Annotated in this window: 22 protein-coding genes; 7 read left to right on the forward strand and 15 right to left on the reverse strand. The window is 65.4% G+C overall.

Annotated features, from left to right (window positions below; translation table 11 throughout):
- Window positions 1-5: 5 nt before the first annotated feature.
- The gene (locus AABB87_RS15200; RefSeq protein WP_341972025.1) at window positions 6-2,090 is read right to left on the reverse strand and encodes a sensor histidine kinase; all 2,085 of its coding nucleotides are present in this window, start codon (window positions 2,088-2,090) and stop codon (window positions 6-8) included.
- A gap of 109 nt (window positions 2,091-2,199) precedes the next feature.
- Window positions 2,200-2,460, reverse strand: a complete 261-nt coding sequence (locus AABB87_RS15205) for a hypothetical protein (protein WP_058721842.1) — start codon at window positions 2,458-2,460, stop codon at window positions 2,200-2,202.
- Window positions 2,461-2,519: 59 nt separating this feature from the next.
- Here AABB87_RS15205 and AABB87_RS15210 point away from each other — a divergent pair, with 59 nt between their 5' ends.
- Window positions 2,520-2,798 carry a DUF427 domain-containing protein gene (locus tag AABB87_RS15210; protein ID WP_058721843.1) on the forward strand — a complete coding sequence of 93 codons (279 nt, stop codon included), beginning with the start codon at window positions 2,520-2,522 and terminating at the stop codon, window positions 2,796-2,798.
- Window positions 2,799-2,857: 59 nt separating this feature from the next.
- On the opposite strand, the gene AABB87_RS15215 is transcribed toward AABB87_RS15210, so the two are convergent.
- The 4 genes from AABB87_RS15215 to apaG form a co-directional block, all read right to left on the reverse strand.
- Entirely contained in the window at window positions 2,858-3,043 is a 186-nt protein-coding gene (locus AABB87_RS15215) for a hypothetical protein (protein WP_341972028.1), read from the reverse strand.
- Between the two features lie 126 nt (window positions 3,044-3,169).
- Window positions 3,170-4,360, reverse strand: a complete 1,191-nt coding sequence (gene mltA / locus AABB87_RS15220) for a murein transglycosylase A (protein WP_341972029.1) — start codon at window positions 4,358-4,360, stop codon at window positions 3,170-3,172.
- Between the two features lie 140 nt (window positions 4,361-4,500).
- Entirely contained in the window at window positions 4,501-6,549 is a 2,049-nt protein-coding gene (locus tag AABB87_RS15225; protein ID WP_341972030.1) for a site-specific recombinase, read from the reverse strand.
- A complete protein-coding gene (apaG, locus tag AABB87_RS15230) occupies window positions 6,549-6,923 on the reverse strand; it encodes a Co2+/Mg2+ efflux protein ApaG (protein ID WP_341972031.1) in 375 nt (124 codons plus the stop codon). The genes AABB87_RS15225 and apaG overlap by 1 nt, the downstream gene beginning before the upstream one ends.
- A 64-nt stretch (window positions 6,924-6,987) precedes the next feature.
- Between apaG and AABB87_RS15235 the strand changes: the two genes are divergently transcribed.
- Window positions 6,988-7,620 (forward strand): DNA-3-methyladenine glycosylase I, encoded by a 633-nt coding sequence (locus tag AABB87_RS15235; RefSeq protein WP_341972032.1) that lies wholly within the window; start codon window positions 6,988-6,990, stop codon window positions 7,618-7,620.
- Window positions 7,621-7,687: 67 nt separating this feature from the next.
- Here the strand turns inward: AABB87_RS15235 and AABB87_RS15240 are convergent, their stop codons facing one another.
- Both AABB87_RS15240 and AABB87_RS15245 read right to left on the reverse strand, forming a co-directional pair.
- Window positions 7,688-8,140, reverse strand: a complete 453-nt coding sequence (locus tag AABB87_RS15240) for a fasciclin domain-containing protein (RefSeq protein ID WP_341972033.1) — start codon at window positions 8,138-8,140, stop codon at window positions 7,688-7,690.
- 70 nt (window positions 8,141-8,210) lie between these two features.
- On the reverse strand, window positions 8,211-9,200 hold the full coding sequence (locus tag AABB87_RS15245; RefSeq protein ID WP_341972034.1) for a fasciclin domain-containing protein: 990 nt from the start codon (window positions 9,198-9,200) through the stop codon (window positions 8,211-8,213).
- A gap of 359 nt (window positions 9,201-9,559) precedes the next feature.
- Between AABB87_RS15245 and rpe the strand changes: the two genes are divergently transcribed.
- The 4 genes from rpe to AABB87_RS15265 are packed head-to-tail and all read left to right on the forward strand — an operon-like array spanning window position 9,560 to window position 12,021.
- Complete coding sequence (gene rpe / locus AABB87_RS15250; RefSeq protein ID WP_341972035.1) at window positions 9,560-10,243, forward strand: ribulose-phosphate 3-epimerase; 684 nt, start codon at window positions 9,560-9,562, stop codon at window positions 10,241-10,243.
- A 5-nt stretch (window positions 10,244-10,248) separates the two neighbouring features.
- Window positions 10,249-10,770 (forward strand): low molecular weight protein-tyrosine-phosphatase, encoded by a 522-nt coding sequence (locus AABB87_RS15255; protein WP_341972036.1) that lies wholly within the window; start codon window positions 10,249-10,251, stop codon window positions 10,768-10,770.
- Entirely contained in the window at window positions 10,767-11,174 is a 408-nt protein-coding gene (locus AABB87_RS15260; protein ID WP_341972037.1) for a nuclear transport factor 2 family protein, read from the forward strand. The genes AABB87_RS15255 and AABB87_RS15260 overlap by 4 nt, the downstream gene beginning before the upstream one ends.
- Before the next feature lie 49 nt (window positions 11,175-11,223).
- Window positions 11,224-12,021, forward strand: coding sequence for an NRDE family protein (locus AABB87_RS15265; protein ID WP_341972038.1), 798 nt, complete (start codon window positions 11,224-11,226; stop codon window positions 12,019-12,021).
- 6 nt (window positions 12,022-12,027) lie between these two features.
- Here AABB87_RS15265 and AABB87_RS15270 read toward each other — a convergent pair whose 3' ends face one another.
- The 6 genes from AABB87_RS15270 to AABB87_RS15295 form a co-directional block, all read right to left on the reverse strand.
- The gene (locus AABB87_RS15270) at window positions 12,028-12,606 is read right to left on the reverse strand and encodes a TVP38/TMEM64 family protein (RefSeq protein WP_341972039.1); all 579 of its coding nucleotides are present in this window, start codon (window positions 12,604-12,606) and stop codon (window positions 12,028-12,030) included.
- The gene (locus AABB87_RS15275) at window positions 12,603-13,025 is read right to left on the reverse strand and encodes a VOC family protein (RefSeq protein WP_341972040.1); all 423 of its coding nucleotides are present in this window, start codon (window positions 13,023-13,025) and stop codon (window positions 12,603-12,605) included. The genes AABB87_RS15270 and AABB87_RS15275 overlap by 4 nt, the downstream gene beginning before the upstream one ends.
- A gap of 43 nt (window positions 13,026-13,068) precedes the next feature.
- Entirely contained in the window at window positions 13,069-16,176 is a 3,108-nt protein-coding gene (locus AABB87_RS15280; RefSeq protein ID WP_341972041.1) for an efflux RND transporter permease subunit, read from the reverse strand.
- On the reverse strand, window positions 16,173-17,498 hold the full coding sequence (locus AABB87_RS15285) for an efflux RND transporter periplasmic adaptor subunit (protein ID WP_341972042.1): 1,326 nt from the start codon (window positions 17,496-17,498) through the stop codon (window positions 16,173-16,175). Before AABB87_RS15285 ends, AABB87_RS15280 begins: the two co-directional genes overlap by 4 nt.
- Before the next feature lie 129 nt (window positions 17,499-17,627).
- Window positions 17,628-18,551, reverse strand: coding sequence for a pseudouridine-5'-phosphate glycosidase (locus AABB87_RS15290; protein ID WP_341972043.1), 924 nt, complete (start codon window positions 18,549-18,551; stop codon window positions 17,628-17,630).
- Window positions 18,548-19,633, reverse strand: coding sequence for a carbohydrate kinase (locus AABB87_RS15295; RefSeq protein ID WP_341972045.1), 1,086 nt, complete (start codon window positions 19,631-19,633; stop codon window positions 18,548-18,550). The genes AABB87_RS15290 and AABB87_RS15295 overlap by 4 nt, the downstream gene beginning before the upstream one ends.
- A gap of 155 nt (window positions 19,634-19,788) precedes the next feature.
- Between AABB87_RS15295 and AABB87_RS15300 the strand changes: the two genes are divergently transcribed.
- Complete coding sequence (locus tag AABB87_RS15300; RefSeq protein WP_341972046.1) at window positions 19,789-20,568, forward strand: substrate-binding periplasmic protein; 780 nt, start codon at window positions 19,789-19,791, stop codon at window positions 20,566-20,568.
- Between the two features lie 27 nt (window positions 20,569-20,595).
- Here the strand turns inward: AABB87_RS15300 and AABB87_RS15305 are convergent, their stop codons facing one another.
- A complete protein-coding gene (locus AABB87_RS15305; protein ID WP_341972048.1) occupies window positions 20,596-21,222 on the reverse strand; it encodes a DUF2059 domain-containing protein in 627 nt (208 codons plus the stop codon).
- Window positions 21,223-21,257 lie beyond the last annotated feature (35 nt).

A 21,257-nucleotide genomic window follows, 5' to 3' on the forward strand; every position in this document is an offset into this window, starting at 1 on the left:
GGGATCTAGCTTTGTTGCAAGGGCAGTAGCAAGACAATCTTGCAGCCCTGACCCGGCGCGCTGTCGATCTTGACTTGGCCGCCCATCAGGTCGCAAACCAAGCTGTTGACGTAGCTCAGGCCCAGGCCGGTGCCGCTCTGCCCCAGCTGGGTGGTGAAAAACGGCTCCAGCACATGGGGCAGGTGTTCGGCGGCAATGCCGCGGCCGTCGTCCTGCCAGCTCAGTTGCAAATGCGCGGGCTTGGCGTGGGCCAAGCCAATTTGAATCAGGCCTGTTTGGCCTGGCGTGAAGCCGTGCAGCAAGCTGTTTTCAAATAATTGCTGCAGGGCTTCGTCCAATGCGCGCGGGTAGCCCTGGAGGCGCCAAGCCGCGGGCCCTGGCTCGAGTTGAATCCGCACGCCGCTGTCGGCCAGTTTCGCCTGCCAGCTTTCCAGGCAAGTGCGCAGCAGCTGCACGACATCAAAGTCCACGCGAGCTTCGTCATGCTGGCTGATGGCCAAGGCCTTGAAACGCTGCACCAGGGTGGCGGCGCGCTCGAGTGCGCGGTCGATCACGGCGCTGCCGCTTTGCAGCGTGGCCAGGCTGCTTTGCAATTCACTGCGGCGCATCTGATTGGTCTGCAGGTCGGCCAGCAAATGGGTGCAGCTGGCTTGCATGGTGCTGGCCGCCATGCGGGCATTGCCGAGCGGTGTGTTCATCTCGTGAGCCACGCCCACCACCATGCGCGACAAGGCCAGTTGCTGTTCCTGGCGCATCAGCGCTTGCATGGCGGTTTCCAGTTCGCGGCTGCGCAGGCGCACCTGGTCTTCCAGTTCATCGTGGGCGGCCTGCAGCTCGGCTTCGGCGGCACGGCGGGTGCGGGCTTCGGCCTGCAGCTCCGCCAAGGCCTGTTGCAGCTGGGCATTGCGCTGGGCCAGCGAACCTTCCAGCAAGATGCCTTGTTCGGCCAGCTGCGCATTGCGTTGCTGCAGCTTGGGCCGCTCCATCACATCGTCCACCGTGTCGGCCAGGGTCTTGGACAGCTTGCGCCGCAACTCCACCTGCAGATGCAGCAGTTCCTGGCTGGCGGCCAGGGCCTGCTCGAAGCGGCCTTGCTGACGCCCCAGGCGCACGATGGTGGCCAGTGCGGCTTCGCAAATATGTTGATGCACGCCTTCTTGCCCGCGCAACGAGTCGGCCAGATCCAGCAAGTCCGCCCATCCTGCATCGGCTGACTCACTTTGGCAGGCCAGCATGGCGGCGCACAGGCGCCGCCAACCGCGCCAAACCGTGCTGATGCCCAGAGGCGCCAGCGTCTCTTCGCAGACCAAATCGAACTGCGACAAATGCTGCTGGGCCGCTACTGACTGGCCCAGAGTGGCGTTGACCACGGCCAGATTCAAATGCGAGATGGTGGCGCGCGTGGTCATGCCGGCCGCGCGGGCGCCTTGCAAGGATTGCTGATGCATGTCCAGGCAGGCGGCCCAATGCGGCGCCGCCTCGGTTTCAGGCAGATTGCTGGCGAGGAAGAAATGGGCCGAAGCCGTGCTGTTCAAGACGGCGCAGATGGCGCTGGGTTGCAGCAAGTCGCGCCTGGCCAGCAGTGCGGCGCTACGTGTGATCACTTCGGCGTAAAGCTCGGCATCCACCAGGGCCGCGCACAAGGCACAGCCCAGTGCGGCGGCTTGGTGGCCGCGGCCAGCACGGGTCAGCAGGTCCATCGCCATGGCGGCGCTGTGCAGGGCGGAGTGATGCAGACGCAGGCGGAACTGCACGATCTGCAGCGACTCCCAGGCCCAGGCCTGCGCCAGCACCGAGCCCATGGCCTTGGCCAGCTCCAGCCGCACCGAGCCTTCTTGCAACTGCTGGCTCAAGCTCTTGCCTGAGCGATTGGTGCTGGGATATTCGCGCAGCAATTCCGCGAGCAAGGTTTGCTCGGGGCTCAACTCGGCCCTGGGCAGGGCTTGCAGCGCGGCGTGCAGGGCGTCGCCATCCAGGTTGTCGCAGAGCTGCTTGCATGCGTCCAGCCGCGACGCGATGTCGTCAGGGGCTGCCACCGCCGCCGTCGCCGGCTGGGGCTGAACTGCTTGCGATGAATGGGCCTCGCTCATGCTGGCACGAGTTGAGTCGCAAAATGTGAATAGCACCATTCTGCGCCAAAGCCGGCCGGTCTGCTGCTGAGCAGACCGTTGAAACGTCGGTGAAATCCCGAAAGCTTCGTTAGCGCGATTCGCCGGGTTCAGCCGCGGCGATCATCATGTCGATCAGCTCTTTGACGAATTCCAGGGCTTCTTCGGGCGTGGCGAAGTAGTACTCCTGCCCCAGGTCCGCCACGTCGCCCTCCGGGCCGATATGCACCACCGACCAGCCCTCCGCGCCGCCGCCTATGGCGCAGACGCCGAAGCTGCCCGGCGCCAGCTCTTTGGCTGAGCCGGCGGTGATGAAAATGTCTTTGTCTTGGTGGGAGTAATAGCGTTTCACCTCGCCATTGTCGGTGCTGGCTATAGTTCCCCACGATCAGTCAGCAAAGAGGGCGTGAAATGAAAGCAGTTTGGAACGGTGTGGTGATCGCCGAGAGCGACAAAACGGTGCTGGTGGAAGGCAACCACTACTTCCCGCCCGAGTCGCTCAAGCGCGAATACACCAGCTTCAGCAACCACCGCACCGGTTGTGCGTGGAAGGGCCAGGCGCATTACCTGAGCCTGTTCGTCAACGGCGAGATGAACCCAGACGCCGTCTGGTTCTACCCCGAGCCCACCGAGGCTGCGGCGGAAATCAAGGGCCATTACGCCTTTTGGAAGGGCGTGCAGGTGCTGTGATCTTGGCCCTGTGACGCCAGGTGCCGCAAGCCGGGCGTGCCGGCGCCTAAGCCCAAGCTTCAGCGCGGCGGTGGCGACTGGCCTTGCGTGCTGGCGCTGCTCAGCGTTGTCAGCACGATGCCCTGGCCTTCGGCGCTGAGAAAAAGGTCTTGAATCAAGACGCCGGCAAAGATCGCCAGCACCGCCACCAAGAGCGCCATATGCAGGCCACCTTCAGAAAACACATGAAGTTTTGCGCTGGACATGATGAGCTCCTTGCCTTTGTTCGGCTGGCGTGCGAAACGCGGCACCCCACCGCTCAACTCTAGGCCGCAGCGCGCTGTTTATCCAGGCGCAATTGCTGCGCCTCCACAGTGCTGGCGAGTGCTGATTCAGCGGCTGGTGGCAGTGCCGTCGTCCGGCCACAGCGCCCACAGCCGCAGCGGCTGTTTCATGCGCCCGGCCTGGGTTTCGGCCTCGCGGCCCCAACCCCAGAAGTAGTCGGCCCGCACCGCGCCGACGATGGCGCTGCCGGTGTCCTGCGCCATGGCCAGGCGGCGCAGGGGCTGGCTGCTCAGGGGCTCGCTGGCATCCAGCCAGACGGGCGTGCCGTAGGGCACGCTGTTGCGGTCCACCGCGACGGAGCGGCCCGGTGTCAGCGGCACGCCCTGGGCGCCGCGCGGGCCCAGGTTCAGGTCGGGTAGGGCTTCTTCGCGGAAGAAGACGTAGCGAGGGTTGGTCCACAGCAACTCATTGCTTCGCTGGGGATTGCGGCGCAGCCAGTCGCGGATTTGCGGCCAAGAGGCCTCGCCGGGGCGCAGCTCGCCGCGCTCGATCAGGGTCTTGCCAATCGATTGATAGGGGTGGTCGTTATGCCCCGCGAAGGCCAAGCGCACCCATTGCTGGCTGCCGTCCAGGCTGGAAAAACGCACCCGGCCGGAGCCTTGGATTTGCAGCACCAAGAGGTCCAGCGGGTCATCCAGATAAGCCAGTTCGCGCTCGCGTAAACGGGCTTTCACGGCCGGCTCGGACTCGATTTGCTGGCGGGTGAAATAGGGGCGGCGCTGCTGCAAATCCGCCGGGGCGCCGAGTACCGGCACCTTGAAGGCACCTTGAGGCCGCCGCGTGGCTTCCAGCTGTGGCTCGAAATAGCCCGTAAGCAGGCCTTGGGCTTCGCCCTCCAGGCTTTCCACCCGGTAGGGGCGCAGATGTTGCATCAGCCACAGGCTGGCGCTGGTGTCGTCTGTTGGTGGCGGCTCCATGCGAGCGCGGGCGCAAACCGCCGCCCAGCCCGGCGCCGGGCGGGCGCAGCTTTGCAGCAAGGCCGGCCACAGCTCAGTGGCGCGGTCTTGGCCCCAGCCGGGCAACTCGCTCCAGTCGGCGGCCACCCAGCGCGAGCGCTCGCGCAGCAAAACCTGGCGCTGGCGCGGCGCTTGTTCTTCCAGCGCCGGCGTGGCGGCGGGCGGGGGTGTGCTTGGCTTGACCGGTGGGGTTGGTGGCGCAGCGCAAGCCGCCAGCAGCCCTAGAATCGCCAGCGCCGCCAGGCTGCCCCGCAGCCGGCCAACCCGGGACGGAGAAGACATGGCTGTGATCTTGCTGGAGGCTTTGTTGGCCTTGGCGCTATTGGTGTTCATCGTGTGGTGGACCATGTTCTCCGGCCGCAAAGGGGGCGAGCGCCGGGGCGATCAGGATCAAGAATAAGCCAAGCCCCGCTCTGCCCGCCTTAGGCTTTGTCTTGTGTCGCGGCTTCGGCTTTGGGCGGCAAGAAGAAGCTGCGCGGGTGCTGCCGCAGGCGCTGCCAGATCGCTGCAGTCACCCGCGAGCGATCGGCCAGCCGGATGCCGCGTGAACGCAATGCCACCTTCAATGCCAAGTAGAAGCTCACGCCCAGATTGAGCAAGCCGGTGGCCGCAATGCCGGCCACACACCACCAGAAAGCGCTCAGGTGGAAGATGTTGAAACCCAGCGCACCGACGCTGGCGGCCAGCTGCCCGGTGGACAAGGTGACGTGGCGCACATCCAGCGGCAGGCCGATGAAGGCCAGCACCGGCGGCACCAAGCCCAGCATCATGCCCAGCGCCACATTGGCGGCCACGCCGCTGATGTTGTCGCGCCACCAACGCGCCCAGCGGGCCGCGCGGTTGGCGCCCAGGCGGTTGATGATGCTGGGGTTCCAGGCGATGGCGCTTTCCAGGCGGTGGAACACAAACCAGTTTTCCACCCAGCCAGCCACCAGGCTGCTGGCGAACAGCAGCACGCCGGTGAAGGCGGCGAACAAAACGGTTGGCCCCAGCAGGGTCAGGCCGTGCAGCACATAGTCCGCCTGCGCCGCGCCCACCAGCGGGGCACCAAACAGGGCGCGCCAGAGTAGCTGCACACCCAGCACCACCGGCGCCACCACGGCCAGATTGCCCAAGATGCCGGCGATCTGTGAGCGGAATAGATTCGCCACCTCGTCGACAAAGCTCTCCAGCCCGCCTTCGGACTCGATGTGCTGCAGCTTCTGCGCCATTGCCGGGGCCGTCATGGCCGGCTGTTTGGTGGCCACGGTCCAGTGCAGCAAGTGGATGATGAGAAAACTCATCGCGTAATTGATGCCGGCCCAAAAGCCCGCCCACAGCGCGCTCAGGCCCAGGGCCATGACCAGGAACTTGACGAAGGTGGTGCCGGCGATGATGGCGCCGCCGCCAGCGGCGTGGCGCAACATGACGCGGTAGTCGGCGCGGTCGCGGGTGATGTAGTGCTCGCCGGTTTCGGCGCTGCGTTCCGCCACTTTGCGGGCCAGCAGCGAGTAATGGCGGGCGAACAGGGTGCGGATGCTGCGCCGCTCATGCCCCACGCGAACCAGGGCCGCCAGCAGCCGGGCCAGCTCTTGCTGCGGGTGCTCACCGGCCAGGCAGTCCAGCAGGGCTTCGATGCGCTGGATGCGCGCCAGCAGCTGCTCCACCGAGAACATGATGTCCACCGACACGCCGAACTGTTCCAGATGCTCGGGCACGCTATTGGCGGCCTTGCGGCAAGCGTCCAGCAGGGCGCGCAAAAAGGTCAGGGCTTGCAGCGTGGCGGCGCGGTCGTCGGCCTGCACCGCGAAGGTCAGCGCATCGCAGGCGCTGGCGAGTTGCTCGAAGGGTTTGGCGGTCAAGAGCGCCGTGCTCATGCGCCGGCGCAGCGTGCCGTTCAGACCGGCGGAGCGCACCGCGCTCACCAGGGCGGTCAGGCCGACCAGCATGGGCTGCAGCCAGGGCTTGGCGCGGTGGCTGTCCGCCGGCCCGGCCTCAGGCTTGCCGACATCCAGCAAGCGCTCCAGGCGCAGCAAGGTGTTGGCATCGATGCCCAGCAGCCAATGCTCGTCCGACTCCTCAGGGAAGAGCAGCTTGAACAGTTCGGCCAGATCGTTGGTGTCGGCGGTGCTGGGCAGCAGATGCTGGCCCAGGCGATGGAAGAACTCGGGCCAGAAGGCCACGCGCGGGGCGAAACCCACATCCACAAAGAGGCTTGCTGCGTCCAGATCGCGCCAGATCGAATTGAGCAAGCGCGAGACCGTCAGCGCATGTTCGGGGTGGCGGTCCAGCACATTGAGCAGGTGCTTGAGCCGCAGCAGCGGCAGCGGCGTTTGCACGGCGGCTTCCTCGCGCTCGGCCGGGTGGCGCAGCCACTCCAGCAAGCGCGCCAGCCACAGATTGCGCGCCGCCATCTCCGCCCGCGGGTCGGCGGCATTGAGCAGGGCGGTCAGATCCCAGGCAACGCTGCGGCGCAAGCCCAACAGTGCCATCAGTGCAGGGCGCCGCTATCGGCCAGCATGAACTCGGGCACCTCGCTGTAGAACACCTCGGCGTTTTCGGTCACGCACAAGAAGCGTCCACGCATACTGCCTTGCTTGGTGCCGATCTGCGCCCAGCTGCTGTACTTGAAGCTCTGGCCCGGCGCCAGCAGCGGTTGATGGCCGACCACGGCCAAGCCATCCACTTTTTGCTCATGGCCGCGCGCGTCGATGATGGTCCAGTGGCGGCCAATCAGCTGCGCCGAGATATCGCCAACGTTCTCGACCGTGATCGTGTAGCTGAAGGCGAAAACACCTTGCTCGGCTTGAGTCTGCTCGGCCAGTACTTCGACCTGGGCGCTGCATTTGAATTGGGGGTTTGCCATGGCGCTGATTCTAGGGCGGGCGCTATGCTGCGGGCCAAAGCCCCTTCAATGCAAGCGCAGCGCCATGACTCAGCAAACTCTCTATCTCCCCCCCGACGGCTGGCCGCGTTGCCGCTGGTGTGCGGCCGCCGCCGGCGACGAAGGCTATCTGCGCTATCACGACACCGAATGGGGTTTCCCGGTGGCTGCTGATCGGCGCTTGTTCGAGAAGCTGTGCCTGGAGGGTTTTCAGTCCGGCTTGTCCTGGCGCACCATCCTCAATAAACGCGAGGCCTTTCGCGCCGCATTCGCGGGTTTTGACTTTGCGCAGGTCGCACAGTTCGGTGCCAGCGATGTGGAGCGCCTGCTGCAAGACGCCGGCATCGTGCGCCACCGAGGCAAGATCGAGGCAGTCATCAATAACGCGCAACGCTGCCTGGAGCTGGTGGCCGAGCAGGGCTCGCTGGCGCGCTATATCTGGCGCTTCGAGCCGCACCCTGCCGACTTGCCCGAAACGCCGCAAGCCCTGACCGAGTCAGAGGCCTCGCGCGCGCTGTCCAAAGACTTGAAAAAGCGCGGCTGGAAGTTTGTCGGCCCCACCACCATGTACGCCTTCATTCAATCCATGGGCTTGGTCAACGATCACGCGCTGGGGTGCGTGACGCGTGAGCAAGTTAGGCTAGCGCGTCAGGCGTTTCGCTCGCCCGCACTGGACTGAGGGCGGAGCGAAAAAAACCGCCAGCAGGACTAAGCCGCTGGCGGTTTGGGTGGGGCGCAGTGTTGCCTTATTTGGGCATGATGACGCTGTCGATCACATGGATCACGCCGTTGTCGGCGGCGATATCGGTGGCCGTGACCTTGGCTTGATCAACCATCACGCCACCGCTGGTGCTGATGGTCAGTTCGCTGCCTTGTACGGTCTTGACTTTTCCGGCCTTGACGTCCTTGGCCATGACCTTGCCCGGCACAACGTGGTACGTCAGCACGGCGGTCAGCTTGGCCTTGTCTTTGAGCAATGCGTCCAGATCAGCCTTTGGGATTTTGGCAAAGGCGGCATCGGTGGGGGCAAAGACGGTGAATGGGCCCTTGCCCTTGAGTGTGTCGACCAGGCCTGCGGCTTGCAGGGCGGTGGCCAGAGTTTTGAAAGTGCCGGCGGCCACGGCCGTGTCGACGATGTCCTTGGCTTGAGCAGACAGGGCGCTCAGGCTCAGGGCGGTGATGGCGATCAAGTGCTTCATGGTGCTTCCTTCTGTGGTGGTGGGTGAGAAAGTGGGTGGGTCTGCAAGCTGCTCTAGAGCGGGCTTGGCGTCAGTGCAGATGTGCGGCGGCGACTTCCCCCTGCAGTGAGGGGGGCAGCAGGGCCTGATCGAGCCGGTGCAAAACGCCGTTGCGGGCCAGCTGCTCGCTGCCTGGCAAGAGCGGTTGACCTTGTTCGCCCCTGCCCAGCAAGCCCAAAGCGCTCAGGTGAAGGGCTTCTCCACCCGCTGTCATCATCTGGCCGCCCCAGGGCAGCTCGCTGAGGTAGAACGATCCCGGCAGTAGATGCTGGGCCAGCACGCGGCGCAGCAGTTTGGGCTGGCGAGCCAGTTCACGCTCGCGCAGGCCCAGCCGAGGAGCAAGCCTAGCCATGCCCGCGTTGCTTGGCGCGAGGACGGTGACGTGCTGATGGCCTGCCAGCAGGGCATCCAGGCCGGTCGCGCGCAGTGCGGCCAGGAAGTCGCGATGTTCAGCGGCCTGAGCCAGCAGATCAAGCAAGCTGTTCCTGGCAGGCTGCAGAACCCGGTCCAGCACATGCACATGCCGCAGCGGCCCGGTTTGCCAGCTGCTCAGGATCTGGGCGGCATGACCAAGGCCGTCGTGCAGGCTGATCGCGTCGGCTGCTGCTCGTGTGGGCTTCAGCTGTAAGGGGTGTTCGCCCAAGGTATCCAGTCGCGGCGCGCAGGCGCTCAGTTGCCGGGCCGAGAACGGCGCTGGCACGACGTGGTTGAGCAACAGGCGGCGTAAGGCTGAGCGATCAGCTGAAAACGCCGCCCAGTTGCTGCCGCGCTGTTGCAGCTGGAGTTCAAAAGCCTCAAACGCGTGGTCGTCTGGCACTAGCAGGCTGATCTGGCCTTGGCTGGCGCTGGGGTCGAGTGCGCGAGGCAGGTCGGCCGCATGCAGGGCCTGGGTCCAACGCAGCAGGCCGGTTGGCGCGCCCTTGCGTTCCGCTCGTGCAGCACCAGCGCGGTCATTGCGGCCTAGCAGTTCCCGGCAGCCGGTATGGGCAATCTGGTCGGGGGCAATCTGCCAGTTCAACATGGGAAAACCTCAATGAGACAAGCCGTGTTTGTGATCGTTGGCACAGTGCAATCGAGTGATTTGAACTGCGCGGGATGAAATGTGAACTACTTGGTATTTAAAGTCAACCGATTGGTATAAAAAGATACGGAGAAGAATTATTCGGGACTGCCTTGTTCATTTTGGCTTGGGCGGGTGCGCGTCGGAGCGGCGCGCCAGGAGCCCGGGCTAGGTGAACCACGGGCAGCCGTGAACAGCTGGACCTCGCCTAGGGCCACGGTCGGGTGGCAGGCAGGCGCCGCGGGCGGCAGCCCCTAGAATTCAGCCCTGGCCGGGCATGCCTCGGCCCGGCCACTCTTGCCACCTTCGTTCATACCGCCATGACCACCAACTTCCGTATCGCCCCCAGCATCCTCTCGGCCGACTTTGCCCGCCTGGGCGAGGAGGTGCGCAACGTCCTGGCGGCGGGCGCCGACTGGGTGCACTTCGACGTGATGGACAACCATTACGTGCCCAATCTGACCTTTGGGCCGATGGTCTGCGAAGCCCTGCGCAAGCATTCGGTCAAGCCCGATGGCACGCCTTGCCCGATCGACGTGCACCTGATGGTGGAGCCGGTGGACGCCCTGGCCGTGGCTTTTGCCAAGGCCGGCGCCGATTTGGTGAGCTTCCACCCCGACGCTTCCAAGCATGTGGACCGCACCCTGCAGCTGATCAAGGGCGAGGGCAAGCAAGCCGGCCTGGTGTTCAACCCGGCCGAGCCGCTGGACGTGCTGGAATGGGTGATCGACAAGGTGGACCTGGTGCTGATCATGAGCGTCAACCCCGGCTTCGGCGGCCAGAGCTTCTTGCCCAGCGCACTGAAGAAGCTGGAGCAAGCCCGCCGCATCATCGATGCCAGCGGCCGCGACATCCGCCTGGAGATCGACGGCGGCGTGAAGGTCGACAACATCCGCCAAATCGCCGATGCCGGCGCCGACACCTTTGTGGCCGGCTCCGCCATCTTCGGCAAGCCCGACTACAAGGCTGTGATCGACGCCATGCGCGCTGAACTGGCGCGCTGATCAAGATGCCTGCGGTGCTGCTGGTCTGCACGGCCAATCTGTGCCGATCGCCGTTGGCCGAGCTGCTGATGAAAACACGCCTGCCGGGCTTCGGCCCTGGCGCGGCGCAGGCCTTTTCGGTGATCGAGTCGGCCGGCGTGCGCGCAGCACCTCGGCCCGGCCCCATGGACGCCCGTGCCGCAGCCGCTGCGCAGCGCGCCGGGCTCAGCCCCAACAAGAAATGGCGTTCGCGCCGTGTGGTGGCTGCGGACTTTGAGCGCTTCGATCTGATTCTGGCCATGGACAGCGAGAACCTGCACGAGCTGAAGCTGCTGTGCCCGGCCGCTTTGCATCCGCGCTTGCACCTGCTGCTGGACTTCGCACCCGGCCTGCAAGGCCAGGAAGTGCCCGACCCCTATTTCGGCCCGGCCCATGGTTTTGACCATGTGATGGGCTTGCTCAGCCAGGCCGTTCAAGGCCTGGCTCAGGCCTGGCGGGAAGGGCGTTTGCCCGTGGCGGTGCCATCACCAAGCCGGATCGGCGCATGAGCGAGGTGCTGGCTGGTCAGGCTTCAGCTGATATGCGGGCGCAGGCCAATAGGGCCGCCGCCCTGGCTTATCTGCAGCACTACGCGCGCAAAGACATTGCGGCCATTGAAGCGATGCTGGCCGAGGACGTCAGCCTGCGCGACTGGCAGATTGCCGTGCAGGGAAAAGCCGCCGCACTGGCCGAAACGCGCAAGAACTTCGCCAGTGCGGGAGGGATCGCCATTGAGGTGCTGAACCTCATTGCCGACGCCAACAGCGTGGCCGCCGAGTTGAAGATTCGCGTTGACCTGGTTGATGCTGCTGATCCCGTCGAGCTGTTTGTGATCGACGTCATCAGCTTCAATCCGCAAGGCCAGATTCATTCCATTCGTGCCTATCTCGGCCGGGGCGAGGCCCTATCGTGAGGATGACGATGATGTTGGCCGCCGTGAAGTTGTTCAGAGCGTCAATCGAATGTGCCTGATCGCCTGGCGCTGGCAGCCCGGTACGGCCACGCCCTTGCTGCTGCTGGCCAATCGCGATGAGTTCTATGCCCGGCCCACGGCGCCGCTTCGCTGGTGGCCGGGTGGCCGCGTGCTGGCGGGTCAGGACTTGCAAGCCGGGGGCACTTGGCTGGGCCTGGGTGCCGGTGGGCGGCGGTTGGCGGCACTGACCAATTTCCGCGACCCTGGGCTGCTGCCGAGTTCGTCGGCGGCTGGCGCCTCACCTCCTTCGCGCGGCGCTTTGGTCAGCGAGTTTTTGCAAGACGAGTCCCTGAGCGCGGCCGACTACCTGGCCCAGCTGGCGCCGCGCGCGGCCGAGTTCCAGGGTTTCAATCTGCTGCTGTTTGATGGCCAGCAGTTGCTGGGCTTTGAGGGCCGCGCCAGCCGTGGGCAGCGCAGCGTTGTTCTAGAGCCGGGCTTGGGCGCGGTGTCCAATGCCGGCTTTGACACGCCCTGGCCCAAGCTGCTGACGCTCAAGTCCGCACTGGCTCAGCGCTTGGCCGAGGACCACGCGGAGCCGGGTGGCGATGAGGCCTTGCTGGCCTTGTTGCGTGACCCGCGCATCGCGCCGGACGAAAGCCTGCCCGCCACCGGTGTGCCGCAGGAATGGGAGCGGGCGCTCTCCGCCATCTTCATTGCCTCGCCCAATTACGGCACGCGGGCCAGCGCCTTGCTGCGCCTGCGGCAACCAGGTGGCTTTGATTTTCTGGAGCGCAGCTTTGACGCCAGCGGCGTGATCGGCATGCGCGAATTCAGGGTGGCGGCTTAGCCAGGCTTAGCTCGGCACTGGCAGATGCAGCCACAGCGCCAGCCGGTCGAAGAACAGGCTGTAGAGCGCAATCGGCAGCGGCAGGCCGATCACAGTGCCCAAGACATAGCTGCGCCAAGGCACGCCCGACAGCGCCAGTGCCACATTCAGCGCCGGCGCGGTTTGGAACATCAGGCGCAGCAGGGTCACGCTTTGCAGTGGGTGGCGGTCCAGGCGCGCAAACAGGCGCCGGCTCAGCCGGCCCTTGTTTTGCCATGCGCGTAAGGCGTCAGCACCCAGCCAGCGGATGACGAAAAAGCTGCTGAGGCAGGCGCAGCATGCGGCCAGATAAGTGCCCAGGCCGCCCCACATCGGCCCCAGGGCCAGCACCGCCGCAGCCAGAAAAACCCAGCCTGGAATCTGCAGCAGATTGCCGGCCATGAAGAGCAAGGTGAATAGCAGCAGGCCCAGGCCTTGGTGGCCATCAAACAGCGCGCGCAGCTCGGCCAGGGTGAAGAGTTGGGTCGACAGGCCGCTGAGTTTTAAAGTTAGCCAAGCGGCGGCCAGCAAGGCCAGCACCAGCAGCAGGCGCTGCTGGCGGCTCATGCCCGGCCTGTTTCAGTGGGCGGCGTGTCGGGTGGCGTGTGGCAAACCACGCAGAGCTTGTTGCCATCTGGGTCGCGGAAATAGGCGCCGTAGTAATGCGCGTGATAGTCAGGCCGCAAACCCGGTGCGCCCTCGCAGCGGCCGCCGTGGGCCAGAGCCAGTGCATAGGCCTGGTCCACCACAGCGCGGCTGTCGGCCAGCAAGGCTGTCATCGGTCCATTGCCCGGCTGCGCGGCCTGGCCATCGAAAGGGTGGCCGATCAGCAGCAGCGGCCGCGCCACGCCGGGGCTTTGCCAGCCGGCCCAGGGGCGCTGCCGCTCACAAAACCGCTGCGCCAGGCCTAGGCTCGCCAAGAGCGGCTGGTAGAAGGCGAGGGCACGCTCGAAATCGCTGACGCCGAGGAAGATGTGGGAGAACATGTGGCGGGCGGCTCCTGAAAGCGCTGCGTTTTTCGATGGCTTGTTACTGATGGGCCGTCATCCGGCCCGGTGCCACCTCACGCATATCCGGCCCCTTGCCGCTGAAGCGGTCCAGGGCCAGGTAGATCACCGGGGTGATGTAGAGCGTCACCGCCTGCGACAAGATCAAGCCGCCGACCACCGCCAAACCCAGAGGTTGGCGCAGCTCGGCCCCGGCGCCCAGGCCCAAGGCAATCGGCAGGGCACCCATCAGCGCGGCCAGGGTGGTCATCATGATGGGGCGGAAGCGCAAGATGCAGGCCTCGCGGATCGCTTCCGGCGGGCTCATGCCGCCGTTGCGCTGGGCGTCCAGCGCGAAGTCAATCATCATGATGGCGTTCTTCTTGACGATGCCGATCAGCATCAGGATGCCGATGGTGGCGATCAGCGTCAGGTCCATATTGAAGAGCTGCAGCGTGATCAAGGCACCCACCGCCGCCGAGGGCAGGCCGGCCAGGATGGTCAGCGGGTGGATATAGCTTTCATACAGCACGCCCAGCAGCACATAGATCACCGCGATGGCCAAGCCGATCAGCAAGACCTGACCCCCTTGCGAGTCCTGGAACACCGCCGCATCGCCGCCGTAACTGGTGATGATGCTGCTGGGGAGTTGCAGCGCTTTGGTGTAGCCGTCCAGCTTGGCGGTGGCGTCACCCAAGGGCACATCGGGTGCGAGGTTGAAGCTCAGGGTGATGGCCTGCAGCTGCCCCTGGTGATTGACTGCTGTGGGGCCGAGCGCTCTTTGCACGCTGGCGAAAGCCGTCAGCGGCACCAGGGCGCCGTTCTTGCCGCGCAGATAGATCTTGTCGAATGCGTCCTCGGTCAGGCGATCGGCGTCGCTGGCCTCCATGATGACTTGGTAGGTATTGCTCTCGGCGTAGATGCTGGAGACTTGCCGCTCGCCAAAAGCGTCGTAGAGCGCGGTGCGCAGGTCTTGCATCTGCACGCCCAGCAAGGAGGCGCGCTCGCGGTCGATGATCAGATTGGCTTGCAGGCCGCGCAGCTGCGAGTCGCTGGTAACGTCGCGGAACAGCGGGTCAGCACGCAGCTTCTCTTGCAGCTTGCTGGCCCAGACATTGAGCTCGCCGGCACTGATGGACTGCAAGGTGTACTGGTAGCGGCTCTTGCTCTGGCGCCCGCCCAACTGCAGGTTTTGCACCGGGCGTAAATAAACGGCGATGCCGGGCACGCTGCGCAGTTTTTTGCGCAGGCCTTCCAGCACCTGCGCCATCGGCGGGCGCTCGCCACGCGGCTTGAGGTTGATGAACAAGCGCCCGGTATTGCCGGCGCTGCCGCCACCACCCCCGCCGCCCACGGCCGCCGAGACGCTGGCCACGGCCGGGTCGTCCTTGACCAAGGCGGCCACGCGTTCTTGCAATACCGTCATGGCCGCGAAGGAGATGTCTTCGGAGGCTTCAGTGCTGGCTTGGATCTGGCCGATGTCTTCTTCCGGGAAGAAGCCCTTGGGAATGCTGGTGTAGAGCCAGGCACTCGCCACAAAGCTGGCCAGCGCCACGCCCAAGACCCAGTTGCGATGCCGCAAGGCCGCGTCCAGGCTGCGGGTGTAGGCGTTCAGTACGGCGTTAAAGCCGCGCTCAAACACGCGGCCCAGCGCGTTCTCTTCCACATGCGCATGGGGCTTGAGGAAACGGCTGCACAACATGGGCACCAGGCTCAGCGAGACGCCGGCCGAGACCAGGATAGCCAGCGACACCACCACCGCGAACTCGTGGAAGAGCAGGCCGATCACGCCGGGCATGAAGAAGATGGGGATCAGCACCGCCACCAGCGAGATCGAAATCGAGACGATGGTGAAGGCCATCTCGCGCGCGCCGCGCACGGCAGCCGCGAAGGGCTCCATGCCATCCTCAACGTGGCGGTGGATGTTCTCCAGCATCACGATGGCGTCGTCCACCACCAGGCCCACGGCCAGGGTGATGCCCAGCAGCGAGATATTGTCGAGGCTGTAGCCCAGGGCATAGAGCAGGGTCAGCGCGCCGATCAGCGAGATTGGCAGCGACAGCGTCGGGATCAGCGTGGCCACCGCGCGGCGCAGGAACAAGAAGATCACCAACACCACCAGGGCCACGGTCAGGGCCAGGGTGAAATAGACGTCATGCAGGGACTCGCGCACCGAGATCGAACGGTCGTTCAGCGTGCTCATTTGCACCGAGGCCGGCAGCTGGCCTTCGAAGCGCGGCAGCATGGCCTTCACCGCATCGACCACCTTGACGGTGTTGGCATCGGGCTGGCGCTGCACAGCCAGCACGATGGAGCGCTCGCCGTTGAAGTTGGAGAAGGATTTGACGGTTTCGAAACTGTCCAGCACCTCCGCCACATCACGCAGAAAGACCGGCGCGCCATTGCGGCTGGCCACGACGATGGCGCCGAATTCGCGCGCATTGCGCAGCTGCTTATTGGCCTGGATGGTCAACGTCTGGCGATTGCCGTCCAGCACGCCCACCGGCGTATTGGCATTGGCGCCCTTGATCGCGCCTTGCAACTCCTCCAGCGTGATATTGCGTTGTTGCAGCAACTCGGTGCGCGCCTTGATGCGCACCGCAAAACGCTTCTGCCCGTAGATGGAGACCTGGGCCACGCCGTCGATGGTGGACAGGCTGGGGGTGATCAGGTTCTCGGCAAAGTCATTCAACTCCGAGAGATTGATGCTGGGCGAGGTCAGCGCTACCAGCAGCACCGGGGCATCGGCCGGGTTGACCTTGCGGTAGCTCGGCGGCGAGGTCATCTCGGTCGGCAATGCCCGCAGCGAGCGGAACAGCGCCGCCTGCACATCGACGGCGGCTGCGTCGATATTGCGGCTGGGGTCGAACTCCAGCGTCAGCGAGGTTGAGCCCAGGGTGCTGGTCGAGGAGATGGTGCTCAGACCGGCAATGGTGGAAAACTGCTTTTCCAGCGGCAGAGCCACCGAAGAGGCCATGGTCTCCGGCGAAGCGCCGGGCAGGCTGGCCTGCACATTGATGACCGGCGTGTTGTAGGACGGCAGCGCCGCCACCGGAATCTTGCCCCAAGCCGCCAAGCCGGCGATGACCAGCGCGATATTCAGCAGCACGGTCATCACCGGCCGCCGGATGAACAACTCCGTCAAGTTCATGCGCCGGCCCCGGAAGCTGCCGAGCTGGCTGCTGATGGCGCCGATGCCGCTGATGCAGCCCCCGCGCCTTCACCCGCCGCCTTCTTGCTGGCGGCCGCTGCGGCCGCTGCTGCAGGGTTCAGGGCTGCGGGCTGGGCCTTGACGGCGGTGCCGGGGCGCAGATTCTGCTTGCCGTCCACCACCACCTTGTCGCCGGCCTGTATGCCTTCCACCACCGCCATCTCACCAAAGGTGTAACGCTGCTGCACGGTTTTGAGTTGGGCGTTCTTGTCGGCGTCAACGATATAGACCGAGCGTTCGTTGCCGCGCTGGATGATGGCGGCTTGCGGAATCACGATGGCGTCTTTGATTGTGCGCAGCGTCATGCGCACCCGCACAAACTGGCCCGGCCAGAGTTGCTGCTGGCGGTTATCAAACTCGGCGCGCACTTTGATCGTGCCGGTCGTGCTGTCCACCAGGTTGTCCACGAAAACCAGCTTGCCCTTGGCGCCGGCTTCGGCCTCGCTGCCTTTGCCAGTTGCGCGGCCACCGGTCGGTGCGATCTGCACTTGCAGCGCTTCTGGGCTGCTGGCGCCGGCTTTGCCCGCGCCGCGCGTGGCGGCCAGCAAGGGCTGCAACTGCGATTCGGCCAGGCTGAAGCTGACGCCAACGGGATCCATCTGCGCGATATTGACCAGCGGCAGCGCGCTCGCGCTGGCCTGCACCAAGCTGCCAGGGAAGACGCTGAGCGCACCGGCCCGGCCGCTGATGGGGGCGCGCAGCTCGTTATAGCTGAGCGCCACATTGGCGGATTGCACGGCCGCTTCGTCAGCAGCCACCAGGGCGCGGGCGGCTTCGGCATTGGCTTGCGCCGTGTCCACCGCGCTTTGGGCGATGAAGTTCTGGGCCTTGAGTTCTTGGGCGCGCTTGAACTGGCGCTCGGCATCGGCGGCGGCGGCACGATCGCGCAGCAATTGGGCGCGAGCGCGTTCCAGATTGGCGCGGTCGGCGCGGTCGTCGAAGCGCAGCAAGACCTGACCCTTGCGCACCGTGTCGCCGTCCTTGATCAAGACTTCTTTGACGGTGCTGGTGGTTTGCGCTCGCATGTCCACGCTGGCCAGCGAGGCCACTGTGCCGCTGGCTTCCAGATTGACCGGCACATCCTGCTGCCGCGCCTCAATCACGCCGACCGCTTGCGGGCCGCCCTTGGCTGCGCCGGCCGCCGGGCTGGAGGCGGCGGTGGGGCCGCTGGTGACGCGAGGGGGTTGGGATTTCCACCACCAGCCGGCGGCAGCCAGGCTGATGAGAGTCAGGGACAGGATGATTGTTTTTCTGCTGCGCATGCTGGGGCGAGGTCGGTGATTCGCTTGGCCTCGGCGCAGGCTGCGCCGTGTATACAAGGCAAGGCCCTGAGCTTACCCGCTCAGCGCCGCCCGCATATTGCTGCCGTGTGAACCGCCCCGCGCGCGCGCTCAGTTTTGCAGCGCTTGTGCGAGCCGTGCGCCGGCCACGGCATTGTGTTTGACCAGGGCGATATTGGTGGCCAGGCTGCGGCCGGCCGTCAGCGCCTTGATGCGCGCCAGCAGGAAGGGCGTGACGGCCTTGCCGCCAATGCCCTGAGCGGCGGCCTCATCCAGCGCTTGCTGCGTGATCGCATCGATCTCGGCGCGCGGCATGGCTTGCGCGGCCGGCACCGGGTTGCTGATCACCACGCCACCGCGCAGGCCCAGCGCCCATTTGGTTTGCAAAAAGCGCGCTTGCTCGGCGGCGCTGTCGAGGCGGAAGTCGGCCTTGAAGCCGCTGTCCGGCGTGTAGAAGGCGGCGAAATTGTCCTGGCCGATGCTGAGCACCGGCACGCCGTGGGTTTCCAGATACTCCAGCGTCAGGCCAATGTCGAGAATGCTTTTCGCGCCGGCGCAGACCACGGCCACCGAGGTTTGCGCCAGCTCCTGCAAATCTGCGGAGATGTCAAAGCTGCTCTCGGCGCCGCGGTGCACGCCGCCGATGCCGCCGGTGACAAAGACGCGAATGCCGGCCAGCTCGGCGCAGATCATGGTGGCCGCCACCGTGGTGGCGCCGATCTTGCCGCTGGACAAGACAAAAGGCAGGTCGCGCCGGCTGACCTTCATGGCCTCGGGCGATTGGCCCAGCAGCTCCAGTTCCTCGTCCGCTAGGCCGATGCGGATCTTGCCGCCCAGCACGGCGATGGTGGCGGGCACGGCACCCTCGGCGCGGATCAAGGCCTCCACCTCGCGAGCCGTCTGCACGTTCTGCGGATAGGGCATGCCGTGGGAAATGATGGTGGACTCCAGCGCCACGATGGGCCGGCCAGCGGCGCGGGCCGCGGCCACTTCGGGTGAGAAGGCGAGGAAGTTCTGTGCGTTCAATGTGTTCATGGCAGGAGCAGTTCAGGGCTGAGTTCGGGCGAGACGCTGTGCTCGCTTTGCAAAGTGAGTCGGGCCAGGCGCAGGCCCAGCTTGCAGGCGCTGGCCAGATCGCCCGCATCTTGCAGCAAGGCGGCGCACACGCCGGCGGCAAAAGCATCGCCGGCGCCGCTGACCTCCACCACGCGGGTCGCCGTCGGCTTCAAGGACTTCAATGCCTCGCCGGCATGGCCGAAGTAGAGGCGCTCGCTGCCTTGGGTGACGATCAGGCTGCCCAGGCCGCGTGCGGCCATGGCTTGATGGGCGCGCTGCAAATCGGCCTCGCCGTTCAGGGCCAAGCCGGTGGCGGCGGCCAACTCGTCGTGGTTCAGGATCAAAAGGCTCAAGCCCTGCAGGGCCTGCGGCAGCCGCGCCATCTTGGGCGCCGAGACCGCCACCGCCACCAGCGGCGCCGCAGTCTCATTGGCCGCTTGCGCCAGCAAAAAGGCCAGGCTATCGGCAGGCAGGTTGAGGTCCACCAGCGTCAGGCTGGCCTGGGCGCGCTGCGCCGCGCATTGGCGCAGGTAGTCGGGCGTCAGACGTTCGCACAAGTCCATTTGCGCCAGGCCCAGGACCAGCTCGCCCTCGGGGCTCAGCACGGCGGTGTAGCTGCCGGTGGGCGCATAGGTGGCGATCAGGCTGGCGCTGCAGTCCACGCTCAAGGCCGCGGCATGGCTGCGCAAAAAGCGCCCGGCGGCGTCATCGCCGAGGGCGGTCAGGAGCTGCACGGGCAGGCCCAGCCGGGCCAGGTTCTCGGCTACATTGCGGGCCACGCCGCCGGGGCTTTCGTTCAAGCTTGCCGGGTTGGAGTTGCCCATCTGCAGCGGCTTAAGGCCGCGCAGCTTGCGGTCCACATTGCTGCCGCCGATGCACACCACGCGGCGCGCGCCCGGCAGAACATAAGCGCGGCCGAGGAGGCGCCGCTCCTTGGTCAGCGCCGCGACGTGGCCGGCTACCGCCGAGCGCGACAGCCCCAGCTGCTCGGCCAGGTCTTGCTGGCTGATGAAGGGGTTGTGAGTGATCAGGGCCAGCAGCTGATCTTTCTTGGATTCCATGGTCGAATCATAGAACATTTGTTTTCAATTTCGGACAATTGTCCTTGACGGCGACCCTGGCGGACGCTTGGCGACTGAAGTTAGACTCCCGGGTCGGAACTTGAGCGGGCCTAACGCCCCATCTGCGCTCACCGTGCCGACTCCTGGAGGAATGCATGAAGGTTTTGTCGCGCGTACTGTTTGCTGTTTTCTTGTCTGCCATGCTGGGCGCAGGTGCAGCCTGGGCGCAGCCGCAAGCGCAGCAGGGCATTTTGGATGTGGTGCGCGGCAATGAAGATTACCCGCCGTTTGAAATGATGGTTGAGGGCAAGCTGGTGGGCCTGCATGTGGATATGGTGGAGGCCGCAGCCAAAAGCCTGGGTCTGCGGGTGCGCTGGACCAGCCTGCCCTGGAAGCGCGCACTCTTGATGGTGGAAACCGGCCAGGCCGACGCCATCACCTACATCTCACGCACGCCCGAGCGCGAAGCCTGGGCGGTGTTTCTGGAGGGCAATTTCCTGTCCAGCGCCGATGTCCGCTTCATTGCCCGCAAGGAAGACGCGCCTCGCCTCGCCTTCAATGGCGATCTGCAGGAGTTCCTGGCTCAGCACAGCTTGGTGACCGTGCGAGGCTTTCAATTCGGCAAGGCCGATATCGACCGTGCGCCCCGCATCGAGGCCAGCAATATGGATGACTTGCTGCGCCGCTTATTGGCCGGGCATGCCACGGTCGGCGCGGTGGCCTGGGACAACTTCAAGGCGGCCTATCAGGACCGCCCCGAGTTCGCCCGCATCGTGGCGCTGCAACCGGCGATCACCAGTTCGCGTAACTACATCGCTTTTTCAGCTGCGCGCGGCCATGCGCCGCTGGCCCAGCGTTTCGCGCAAGCGCTGAGCCGGGTCAAGCAAGGCGCCGAGGTCGCACAACTGCAACGGCGCTACGCGCAAGCGCCCTGATCGCAGGACGCCCGCGCGACCTTCAGCTCAAGGGGCGATGGAGGCTGCGCGCAGCTTCAGGCCCACGGCCTGGGTCATGGTTTGCAGCTTGGGGTTGATGGCGGCGGCGCTTTCGCTGGCCACCTTCTCGCCCAAGGTCTTCTCCATCGCCGGCACGAGCTTCTCGAACTTCTTCTTCACCGGCGATTCCAGCAGGGCAATGATCTGGCGCAGCTCGTTGTCGTCAAAGTTTTCTAGCAGCATGGGGCCGACGGTGGGGGTGACCAGCTTTTGCGCATTCGCCTTGGCAATGGGCGTGGCCTCATCCACATAGGTCTGCACATCGCTGCTGATCTCTTTGAGCGTGCGGTCACGCTTTTCGGCGCTGACCCGGCCTTGCAGCACGACGCGGGCTTGCTCCATGGCGTTGACCGCCGGGCGCTGCACCATCACCACGGCCACATCTTCCACATGCCACAGGCTCAGCAAGCGGTCCACCAGCGCTTGGCGCGCCGGGCTGGCGGCTGTGCTAGGTGTGGCGGGAGCAGCGGCTGCTGCCGTGGTTTTGGCTGCGGGTGTGGCCGCGGTTTGGGCGCTGGCGCCCTGACTCAAGAGCGCCGCTAGCAGGCCGGCGGTGAGGGACGTTGCAAAGGACGGAGATGGGAGCAGCTTCATTGGCGAAAGGGAAATGGAGATAAGGAGGCGACGGA

The organism is Roseateles sp. PN1, assembly GCF_038419725.1.
In the GTDB taxonomy this organism is placed as follows: domain Bacteria; phylum Pseudomonadota; class Gammaproteobacteria; order Burkholderiales; family Burkholderiaceae_C; genus Paucibacter_A.

What these genes read in the sequence shown, in the direction of transcription:
- apaG (WP_341972031.1), bottom strand. Translation starts at nt 6,923, where the DNA reads ATGGCAAACCCCCAATTCAAATGCAGCGCCCAGGTCGAAGTACTGGCC.
- AABB87_RS15275 (WP_341972040.1), bottom strand. Translation starts at nt 13,025, where the DNA reads ATGTTCTCCCACATCTTCCTCGGCGTCAGCGATTTCGAGCGTGCCCTC.
- AABB87_RS15255 (WP_341972036.1), top strand. Translation starts at nt 10,249, where the DNA reads ATGCCTGCGGTGCTGCTGGTCTGCACGGCCAATCTGTGCCGATCGCCG.
- AABB87_RS15290 (WP_341972043.1), bottom strand. Translation starts at nt 18,551, where the DNA reads ATGAACACATTGAACGCACAGAACTTCCTCGCCTTCTCACCCGAAGTG.
- AABB87_RS15210 (WP_058721843.1), top strand. Translation starts at nt 2,520, where the DNA reads ATGAAAGCAGTTTGGAACGGTGTGGTGATCGCCGAGAGCGACAAAACG.
- AABB87_RS15270 (WP_341972039.1), bottom strand. Translation starts at nt 12,606, where the DNA reads ATGAGCCGCCAGCAGCGCCTGCTGCTGGTGCTGGCCTTGCTGGCCGCC.
- AABB87_RS15305 (WP_341972048.1), bottom strand. Translation starts at nt 21,222, where the DNA reads ATGAAGCTGCTCCCATCTCCGTCCTTTGCAACGTCCCTCACCGCCGGC.
- AABB87_RS15225 (WP_341972030.1), bottom strand. Translation starts at nt 6,549, where the DNA reads ATGGCACTGTTGGGCTTGCGCCGCAGCGTTGCCTGGGATCTGACCGCC.
- AABB87_RS15265 (WP_341972038.1), top strand. Translation starts at nt 11,224, where the DNA reads ATGTGCCTGATCGCCTGGCGCTGGCAGCCCGGTACGGCCACGCCCTTG.
- AABB87_RS15200 (WP_341972025.1), bottom strand. Translation starts at nt 2,090, where the DNA reads ATGAGCGAGGCCCATTCATCGCAAGCAGTTCAGCCCCAGCCGGCGACG.
- rpe (WP_341972035.1), top strand. Translation starts at nt 9,560, where the DNA reads ATGACCACCAACTTCCGTATCGCCCCCAGCATCCTCTCGGCCGACTTT.
- AABB87_RS15215 (WP_341972028.1), bottom strand. Translation starts at nt 3,043, where the DNA reads ATGTCCAGCGCAAAACTTCATGTGTTTTCTGAAGGTGGCCTGCATATG.
- AABB87_RS15295 (WP_341972045.1), bottom strand. Translation starts at nt 19,633, where the DNA reads ATGGAATCCAAGAAAGATCAGCTGCTGGCCCTGATCACTCACAACCCC.
- mltA (WP_341972029.1), bottom strand. Translation starts at nt 4,360, where the DNA reads ATGTCTTCTCCGTCCCGGGTTGGCCGGCTGCGGGGCAGCCTGGCGGCG.
- AABB87_RS15235 (WP_341972032.1), top strand. Translation starts at nt 6,988, where the DNA reads ATGACTCAGCAAACTCTCTATCTCCCCCCCGACGGCTGGCCGCGTTGC.
- AABB87_RS15300 (WP_341972046.1), top strand. Translation starts at nt 19,789, where the DNA reads ATGAAGGTTTTGTCGCGCGTACTGTTTGCTGTTTTCTTGTCTGCCATG.
- AABB87_RS15260 (WP_341972037.1), top strand. Translation starts at nt 10,767, where the DNA reads ATGAGCGAGGTGCTGGCTGGTCAGGCTTCAGCTGATATGCGGGCGCAG.
- AABB87_RS15240 (WP_341972033.1), bottom strand. Translation starts at nt 8,140, where the DNA reads ATGAAGCACTTGATCGCCATCACCGCCCTGAGCCTGAGCGCCCTGTCT.
- AABB87_RS15285 (WP_341972042.1), bottom strand. Translation starts at nt 17,498, where the DNA reads ATGCGCAGCAGAAAAACAATCATCCTGTCCCTGACTCTCATCAGCCTG.
- AABB87_RS15245 (WP_341972034.1), bottom strand. Translation starts at nt 9,200, where the DNA reads ATGTTGAACTGGCAGATTGCCCCCGACCAGATTGCCCATACCGGCTGC.
- AABB87_RS15280 (WP_341972041.1), bottom strand. Translation starts at nt 16,176, where the DNA reads ATGAACTTGACGGAGTTGTTCATCCGGCGGCCGGTGATGACCGTGCTG.